The sequence below is a fragment of the Microvirga sp. Mcv34 genome (genome assembly GCF_024519725.1).
Taxonomy (GTDB): domain Bacteria; phylum Pseudomonadota; class Alphaproteobacteria; order Rhizobiales; family Beijerinckiaceae; genus Microvirga.
In genome coordinates this window covers 1-8474 of the sequence record NZ_JALJRK010000131.1, presented here as the reverse complement: position 1 = coordinate 8474, position 8474 = coordinate 1, and the positions used below count along the sequence as shown (strand labels likewise).

The following is an 8474-nucleotide window of genomic DNA, read 5'->3' as shown; positions in this document are numbered from 1 at the left end:
TAATCGCCGCAACCCGGCAGGGTTCGCTTGTCGATACGATCTCGATGGTCTTTGCGCAACTCGGCGTTTCAATGCCGGTCTACTGGCTTGGCCTTCTCCTGATGCTCCTGTTTGCCGTAACGCTCGGCTGGCTGCCGGCGATCGGCCGCGGCACGCCATTCCCCGAAACTATCTGGGCGGCGCTGACCGGCCGGCCGCAGGTGCTCCTCGACAGTTTCGCCCACATCCTCCTGCCGGCGCTCGCTCTTGCGGCAAATTCGGCGGCGATCATCTCCCGTCTGGTCCGCACCTCCATGCTCGAAGTGCTGCGCGAGGATTTCGTCCGTACCGCTTACGCCAAGGGGCTCCGCCGCCAGCGCGTCATCATCCGTCATGCGTTTCGAAACGCACTGCTGCCGGTGCTGAGCGTCATCGGTCTGCGCTTCGGCGCCTTGCTCGGCGGCGCGGTGCTGACCGAAACCATCTTCGCCTGGCCGGGGCTAGGCCAACTCACCATCACGGCGATCTCGCAGCGCGACTTGCCGCTCATTCAGGGCATCGTGCTCACCTTCGCGATTATCTTCGCGCTGGTTAACCTCGTTGTCGATCTTCTTTATGCGGCTGTTGATCCGCGCATTCGTCTGGGTTGAAGCTCATGACATTACCCAAGCGTTTTCGGAATATCTCACTCATTCTCGGCACCCTGATTGTGCTCGCGATCGTCATCTGCGCTGTCTTCGCCCCTTACCTCACGACCCACGGCATTGAGCAGATGGACATGCGCAACCGCTTCTCCGGCCCGACGCTTACCCACTGGCTCGGCACCGACAATTTCGGCCGGGACCTCTGGTCACGACTGATCTTCGGCGCACGTGTTTCGCTGACGATCGCCTGCATCTCGGTTGCCGTGTCCTGCATCATTGGCACGGCGGTCGGGCTCGCGGCCGGTTATTTCGGCGGCTGGACGGATCTGATCCTGATGCGGATCACCGACATTTTCCTCGGTTTCCCGGCCATCGTGCTGGCGCTTGCCATCGTTGCGGTGCTCGGCCCCGGCATGGTCAATGTGGCGCTTGCGATTATCGTCGTCGCCTGGACGGAATATGCCCGCGTGGTGCGCGCCACGACGCTGATGCTGCGCGAGCAGAACTACGTGCTGGCCGCCAAGGCGCTCGGCGCCGATCCAGCCCGCATTCTCGTTAAGGAAATCCTGCCGAACGCGATGGGACCGATCATCGTGCTCGCCTCGCTCGGCTTCGGCACCGCGATCATCTCGGAGTCAGCGCTCAGCTTCCTCGGTTTCGGCCTGCCGCCGCCGACACCGACCTGGGGCTGGACGCTTTCCTACGGCACCCGCTTCATGCGCGACGAACCATGGCTGGCGATCATTGCCGGCGCCACGATCATGGTGACCGTGCTCGGCTTCAACTTGCTCGGCGATGGCTTGCGCGACGCGCTCGACCCCCGCCATCTCTCCCGCTCGGCGGGCAAGAAGAAATAGGCAACCCTTTGGATTCATACGACAAGACGCTGAAAGGAAACGTCCATGGTCAAGTCGATCAACAAACTCCGCCACAAATTCACCACCCATGCGGACGGCAGCGACGCTGTGATCTTCATGCACGAGCTCGTGGGTGAGCAGGACGGCCCTACTGTCGGGATCTCCGCCTCAATCCACGGCAACGAAAATACCGGCTCGCAGGCGATCCTCGACCTGTTCCGCATCATCAAGGATATGCCACTCGTCGGCCGGATCCTCCTGTTGCCAGTCGCAAATCCGCGATCGTTCGCCGTCAATCACCGGCACAACCCGCTCGATCAGATGAATCTCAACCGTGAATTCCCGGGCGATCCGCGAGGCACCTACAGCCAGCAGCTAGCCGATGCGCTGGCGCACGAGTTCTACGCCAAGATCGACTATAATCTTGACCTGCATTCCGGCACCGATCGGCCAACGGTCGACTACGTTTACGTCTGGAACGACGAACCGCTGTCGCGCGCTTTCGGTTCGAAGATCCTCTATCGCCCGACCGCGGGCAAAGCTGGAACGGTCTATGCAGGCACCAGCAAATCCGTCTCCATGGATCGCCACGGCACCAAGGTGGTGACGATCGAACTCGGCGGCGGCATCGTCGACCAGACGCCCTATGTCAGGCGTACCGTCGACGGCCTGTTGAACCAGCTTCGCCTGATCGGCTCGGTTGAGGGCGAGGTAAAGCCGAACCCCAAACAGATCGTCGTCACCGAACTCGTCGGCGTCCGCCCGAAGCATGGCGGCTGGCTCGAACCGCTGTCGCCAGCAAACGGCGAAATCATCAAGGGCGGTTCACTGCTTGGCCGCGTCGTCAGCCCCTATGATTTTGAGACAATCGAGGAAATCCCAACGCCGTTCGAAGCCGGCATCATGGTTATGCAGCATCTGACCCGCAACCTCGTCGAGGCCGGGGATTACGGATTCATGGTCGGCAATATCGAAGGCTCGACCGACTGACCTATTCGGCGGGTGGATAGACAGATGCAAGACTTGGCACTGGAAAAGACGATGGAACCTGCACTCGCCGTCAGCAATCTGAACGTCGAGATTCTTGGCGAGAATGGGGCCTTCCCCGTCGTCTCGGAGATGAGCCTTTCGGTCAACCGCGGCGAAACGGTCTGCATCGTCGGTGAAAGCGGCTGCGGCAAGTCGATGACCGCATTGTCGCTCCTGCGGCTTCTGCCCGAAAGCGCTCGTGTCGCATCTGGCTCGATCAAGATCCATGGCGAGGATTTTCTCGCCATGGATCAGCGCAAGATGGAGGATTTTCGTGGCGATAAGATTGCCATGATCTTCCAGGAGCCGTTGACGGCCCTGAACCCAGTCCTGACGATCGGCGAACAGATTTCCGAATCGGTCCGCCAGCACCGCAAGTTGGGCAAGCGCGAGGCCTTTGCCCGGGCCGTTAAATGCCTGGAACTGGTGCAAATGCCGGACCCCGAGCGCCGCGCCCGCCAGTATCCGCACGAACTTTCCGGTGGCATGCGGCAGCGGGCGATGATTGCGCTGGCACTCGCCTGCGAGCCGAAGATCATCATCGCCGACGAACCGACGACCGCGCTCGACGTCACGGTGCAGGCGCAGATCCTCGGCCTGATCTCGGACCTGCAGAAGCGGCTCGGCACCGCACAGATCCTTATCACCCACGATCTCGGAGTCGTTGCCGAAATCGCCGATCGAGTAATCGTCATGTATGCCGGCCGCCCGGTAGAGGAGTGTAGCGTCTACGAGCTCTTCGACAACCCGCTGCATCCCTATACGATCGGCTTGATGGGCGCTGTGCCTCATCGTGGAGAAGCGGAGGCTGCCCCCCGACGGCTGGCCGATATCCCCGGCACCGTGCCGCCACTCTGGGACCTGCCGAAGGGCTGCGCCTTCGCGCCCCGCTGTCCCGGCGCGTCTTCCCGCTGCCTCGAGGAACGCCCGCCCTTCGTCGAAATGAAACCCGGCCACTTCGCCGCCTGCTGGGAGCACGATCATGCCTGACACCGCGGAACAGATTGCGCCCGCCCCTCTCCTTTCGGTCGAAAACCTCAAGGTGCACTTCGCCATCCGCGCAGGTGTCTTCCAGCGACAGGTCGGTGAGGTGAAGGCTGTTGATGGCGTGTCCTTCTCGATTGGTGCCGGCGAAACTCTCGGCCTCGTCGGCGAAAGCGGCTGCGGCAAGTCGACGACAGGTCTGGCGCTGATGGGACTCGTGAGGGTGGCGGGTGGTCGTATCGCCATGAAGGGTTCGCAGGACGTCACGTCAATGCGCAACGTCCCGCGCTCGCACCGACGCCGCATGCAGATTATCTTCCAAGACCCATTCTCCTCGTTGAATCCGCGCCAGAGGGTACGCGATATCATCCGCGCACCGCTCGATATCCACCGAATCGGCACGATGGAGGAGCGGCGGGCGGAGGTGGCAAAGCTCATCTCGCTGGTGGGTCTGCGCTCCGATCAGGCCGACAATTTTCCGCACCAGTTTTCCGGCGGCCAGCGCCAGAGGATCGGCATTGCCCGGGCGCTTGCGCTGAAACCGGATATCATCGTATGCGACGAGCCCGTCTCGGCGCTCGACGTTTCGGTGCAGGCGCAGATCCTCAACCTGCTCGCCGACCTGCAGAGCGAACTCGGCCTCTCCTACCTCTTCATCTCGCATGATCTGGGCGTGGTGGAACACATCTCGCATCAGGTGGCGGTCATGTATCTCGGCAAGATCGTCGAGATCGGGCCGAAAAAGGTGATCTTTTCCAAACCACTGCATCCCTATTCGGAGCTGCTGCTGCGCTCGGCACCGTCGCACGATCCGCACCACAGGCACCAGTTCAGCGCCGTCAGCGACGATATCCCGAGTGCGACGAAAAAGCCGTCTGGCTGCGCCTTCCACACCCGCTGTCCGCTAGCGACCGATCTCTGCCGGCGGGTGGAACCGCAGCTTGAGACGAAGGCGCACGGCCAGTCCATCGCTTGCCATCATCGATAGGAGTTTCAGGATGACCGAGGACCTGATCGGTCTGCTTGCAGAACCGGGCCAGCCGAATTTCTTCTTCGACGCATTGGACACGGCGCTTGCCACCCGCGTCGGTCATCGTCTGCTGACGCTGCTCTACAAGGACGGCAACGAGGTGGCGCGCGTCTATTCCAACATGCCGAATGTCTATCCCGTCTGCGGTCGCAAGCCGATGGGCGTTACACCCTGGGGCGATCTGGTGCCGCGCCGCCAACAGCCCTTCCTCGGTCGCGACCGCGAGGCGATCAAGTGGGCGTTTTTTGACCACGAACTGATAGCTAGCCTCGGTCTCAATTCGGCAATCAACATTCCGGTCGTCTATGACGGTGAGACGATCGGAACGATCAACCTGCTCCACGAGGAGTATTTCTACAAGGACAAGCATGTCGAGATTGCGAAGGAATTCGCGCCGCTGCTGATTCCTGCCTTCCTCGAAGCGCGCCGAGCCGGCAGCGCATCCAAAGCCTGAAAGGGGAAGACCCGTGTCCACCATTTTCTTTGAAAACGCCCGTATCGTCGATGGAACGAGCTCCGAGCCGAGCGAACCGGTGTCGGTGCTGGTCGAGGGTGATGCAATCCGCGAAGTCTCGCGCTCCATCGCCAGCAAGGTCGCGGAACGCATCGATCTTTCTGGCAAGGTGCTGATGCCGGGCCTGATCGACGCGCATGTGCATGTGATCGCTGGCATGGCGAACCTCGGCCAGAACGCAAAACTTCCCGATCCGATCGTCACCGTGCGTGCCTTCAAGATCATGGGCGAGATGCTGATGCGCGGCTTCACCACCGTGCGCGATCTCGGCGGCGCGACCTCCGGTCTGCTCGCCGCAACCCAGGAAGCGCCTTGGCCGACGCCGCGGCTCAACATCTGCGGCAAGGCGCTTTCGCAGTCCGGCGGCCATACGGACTATCGCGGTCCCTACGACGATCAGCCGACGCCGAAGACCAGCCATACACTCGGCAACCTCGGCCGCATCTGCGACGGCGTGCCGGAGATGCGCAAGGCGGCCCGCGAGGAACTGAAATCCGGCGCGCACTTCATCAAAGTTATGGCGAACGGCGGCATCGCCTCACCCACGGACCCGATCCATTTCCTCGGTTTTTCACGCGAGGAACTGATCGCCGCCGTTGAGGAAGCCGAAAATGCCGGCACGTATGTGGCTGCCCATCTCTATACGGACAAGGCGATTCGCCGGGCGATCGAATGTGGAATTCACTCGTTGGAGCACTGTAACCTAATCACCGCTGAGACCGCAAAATTCGCTGTCGAGAACGGCTGCGTCTCAGTGCCGACGCTCGTCACCTACGAGAAGCTCGGCGTCGAAGGCCCCGCACTCGGCCTGCCGCCCGGCTCTGTCGCCAAGGTGAATTCGGTGCGGCTTGCCGGCATGGAATCGCTTTCGATCATGCGCGATGCCGGGCTGCCGATTGCTTACGGCACCGACCTGCTCGGCGAGATGCACCGGCATCAGTCCGAGGAGTTCGTGATCCGCTCCCGCGTGATGCCTGCTCATGAAGTGATCGCCTCAGCGACGCATATCGCGGCGAAACTGCTGAGGATGGAAGGTTTGATCGGCTGTATTGCGCCTGGTGCCTTGGCCGATCTGATCGTTGTCGATGGCAATCCGCTCGACGACATATCGCTGCTAACGCATCAGGGCGCCCATATGCCGATTATCATCAAGGGCGGAAATTTCGTCAAAAGCGGGAGTTAACGGAATGGAACTGGGAGGAGAATTGGCGGCGATAACGGCCGGCCTTGACCTGCTTTATCGCAACAGCAATCGTAATGCAGGATTTCTCGATGCCGAAGGGCTGATACCGGTCGCAGTTGCGGAGGTCGAGCCGCGGACCTTCATCAGTTACGAAGAGGCGGAGGTTGCGCTGCTGTCATTGCGAGATCGCCTCTCACAAGCCGAAACGGCGCTGCGCCGAGATTGGCTCGACGAAATGTCCGACTCGCTGCTTGCTCTGATCGCCACCTTCCGCGGCAATCCCATTACGTTCGCCGAGAGACTGGAGCGGCAGATTCGCGTCGATGTCCGCGACATACCCGACGAGATAATTGCCGGTTATCACAAAGGCATTCGCCAGGCGCTGGATGAACTGGGCTTCCGAGGCGAAAACCTTCCAGAGGATTTTGCCCGTTGGGAAAAACAGGCCCGGATACCGGAGGACAAGGTACTCGACGTGCTTGCAGACTTTCAGCGGCAAGCGCGTGACCGATGCGGCATGCTCGCGAGCTTATTGAAGGCCGATTGGCTGGGCGGTGAATGGATCACGCCTGTTGCTCAGCGCGACGTGCCCTATTCGGCCTATTGTGACTTCCCTAGAAGGCAGGTGCTGCTGAATGTGGGCTATCCGTACACCGCTTTCAGCCTCAAACACTTGGCGGTGCATGAAGCCTTTCCGGGTCATCTCTTTCACTTGAAACTGCGCGAAAGGCGTGTGGCTGAAGGCCTTATGCCGGTCGATGCGGCTCAGGTCGTCACCAGCTCGGCAAGTTCGGCGCTCTTCGAGGGCATTGCCGATAACGGCTTGCAGTTTCTCGACTGGATTGAGACGCCAGAGGACCATCTCGGTCGTTATCTGCAGCGACTTCGTTCGGCGCTGAGGTGCCGCGCCGCTTGGAAGGTGCTTGGGGAAGGCCGTTCCATCGATGAAGTCGTCCCGGATATCGCGGCCGCTTCTCTGCAGGCGCCTGATGTTACACGATCCCGCCTAGCCTTTCTCAGTCACGGCCTGCGTGCGCCCTTCGTCTACGCTTACTGGTGCGGAGAGATGGCAGTCAATGCGGTCTGGTCTAGAACGAGGACGCAAGAACGAGGCGCGTTCTGGGAATATCTTTACGGCAACATGCACACGTCGAATACATTAGCGCGGCATTGGAAAAACTGCGGGTCTTGAAGGGGTTCGGGCTGTGTTGCAGTAACTCCGATTGGACACAATGAGCCAAATCGGACGGGCTGATCGGGCGGCGAGATCGAACAACTGATTCACGAGGCGGATTTCGCCTGTCGCACTTGGCTGGGTCAGGGCACAGTGGCCGCGGCCGATCATACGCATGACTTCAAAGCCCTTCAGGATCGCAGAGGCGGTTTTCATCCTTTGGAAACCGCAGGTCGGCTGAATCACGCGCTTGAGCGCCCCATGATCTGCCTCGATGACGTTTCTGAGACATTTCGAGGTCCGGTGTTCGACCTCCTTCGCCAATAGGCCTTCATTCTGCAGGCGACGGATCGCTTTGGGATAGGACGCCAGCTTGTCGGTCGTGATGGACGAGGGAGGATAGTCGCTCATGGTCTTCACGGCTTTGCACAAGAAGCGATAGGCTGCTCCGGTGTCGTGCATGTCCGACAGCATAAAGTCGATGAGATGACCGTGATTGTCGATAGCCTGGAACAGGTATTTCCATCTGCCACCGACCCGAACATACGTTTCATCCACGCGCCACGACCCAGAACGGGGACCCTGATAGCGGCGGATCCGCTTCTCGATCTCACGCGCATAGCGCTGAACCAAGCGGACGATTGTGGACGGATCGACTGCAACACCGCGCTCGGACATCATTTCAGCCAGACCCCCGTAGCTGATGCCGGATTTACGGTACCACCGCACGCACAGCAGGATGACCTCAACCGGGAAACGGCGGCGTTTGAACAGAGAGAACGGGGCGGCTCCTTGACGAACCGCTCCTCTTATACGGTCGAGGTTAATGCAACGATGCCTTGACCCCGTATAGGCGCTGTCGAGCCCTTCATACCGGCCGCTCGTCGCATCGGGCGCCGCGGGTGGCCCGAGCGACATGAATGTCTCGGCCAGCATGGCTCGGCACCGCCGACAGTGGGAGCGCTCCGACCACCCTCCCCTCTTGGCGGCTATTGCGTCCCGTCTGCCGCGGGCTTCAGGTTTCGAGCCGGGAAACTCATTAAGGCCGGGAACGCGGCCGCGGTGACGAGGGCTACCGCG

At 60.9% G+C, this 8474-nt stretch carries 8 protein-coding genes and 1 pseudogene; 8 read left to right on the top strand and 1 reads right to left on the bottom strand.

The genetic code is table 11. The features are described from left to right. The 8 genes from OC446_RS28225 to OC446_RS28190 all read left to right on the top strand — a co-directional run. On the top strand, positions 1 to 629 hold a 629-nt coding region (locus OC446_RS28225), incomplete at its 5' end, for an ABC transporter permease (protein ID WP_262032261.1). Positions 630 to 688: 59 nt separating this feature from the next. Beyond that, complete coding sequence (locus OC446_RS28220; RefSeq protein ID WP_262032260.1) at positions 689 to 1480, top strand: ABC transporter permease; 792 nt, start codon at positions 689 to 691, stop codon at positions 1478 to 1480. 45 nt (positions 1481 to 1525) lie between these two features. Continuing rightward, the gene (locus OC446_RS28215; RefSeq protein ID WP_262032259.1) at positions 1526 to 2470 is read left to right on the top strand and encodes a succinylglutamate desuccinylase/aspartoacylase family protein; all 945 of its coding nucleotides are present in this window, start codon (positions 1526 to 1528) and stop codon (positions 2468 to 2470) included. 51 nt (positions 2471 to 2521) lie between these two features. After that, on the top strand, positions 2522 to 3499 hold the full coding sequence (locus OC446_RS28210) for an ABC transporter ATP-binding protein (protein ID WP_262032262.1): 978 nt from the start codon (positions 2522 to 2524) through the stop codon (positions 3497 to 3499). After that, positions 3492 to 4481, top strand: a complete 990-nt coding sequence (locus tag OC446_RS28205; RefSeq protein WP_410055163.1) for an ABC transporter ATP-binding protein — start codon at positions 3492 to 3494, stop codon at positions 4479 to 4481. Before OC446_RS28210 ends, OC446_RS28205 begins: the two co-directional genes overlap by 8 nt. 10 nt (positions 4482 to 4491) lie before the next feature. Further along, the gene (locus OC446_RS28200) at positions 4492 to 4977 is read left to right on the top strand and encodes a GAF domain-containing protein (RefSeq protein WP_262032257.1); all 486 of its coding nucleotides are present in this window, start codon (positions 4492 to 4494) and stop codon (positions 4975 to 4977) included. A 13-nt stretch (positions 4978 to 4990) separates the two neighbouring features. Further along, a complete protein-coding gene (locus OC446_RS28195) occupies positions 4991 to 6220 on the top strand; it encodes a metal-dependent hydrolase family protein (protein WP_262032256.1) in 1230 nt (409 codons plus the stop codon). A 4-nt stretch (positions 6221 to 6224) separates the two neighbouring features. Continuing rightward, a complete protein-coding gene (locus tag OC446_RS28190) occupies positions 6225 to 7412 on the top strand; it encodes a hypothetical protein (RefSeq protein ID WP_262032255.1) in 1188 nt (395 codons plus the stop codon). 72 nt (positions 7413 to 7484) lie between these two features. On the opposite strand, the pseudogene OC446_RS28185 reads toward OC446_RS28190, so the two are convergent. Then, positions 7485 to 8168, bottom strand: a pseudogene (locus OC446_RS28185) (IS6 family transposase); the annotation flags it as partial. Positions 8169 to 8474 lie beyond the last annotated feature (306 nt).

Bases quoted from the DNA above. Each gene is read 5' to 3' on its own strand.
- OC446_RS28205 (WP_410055163.1), top strand. From the start codon at position 3,492: ATGCCTGACACCGCGGAACAGATTGCGCCCGCCCCTCTCCTTTCGGTC.
- OC446_RS28215 (WP_262032259.1), top strand. From the start codon at position 1,526: ATGGTCAAGTCGATCAACAAACTCCGCCACAAATTCACCACCCATGCG.
- OC446_RS28190 (WP_262032255.1), top strand. From the start codon at position 6,225: ATGGAACTGGGAGGAGAATTGGCGGCGATAACGGCCGGCCTTGACCTG.
- OC446_RS28210 (WP_262032262.1), top strand. From the start codon at position 2,522: ATGGAACCTGCACTCGCCGTCAGCAATCTGAACGTCGAGATTCTTGGC.
- OC446_RS28200 (WP_262032257.1), top strand. From the start codon at position 4,492: ATGACCGAGGACCTGATCGGTCTGCTTGCAGAACCGGGCCAGCCGAAT.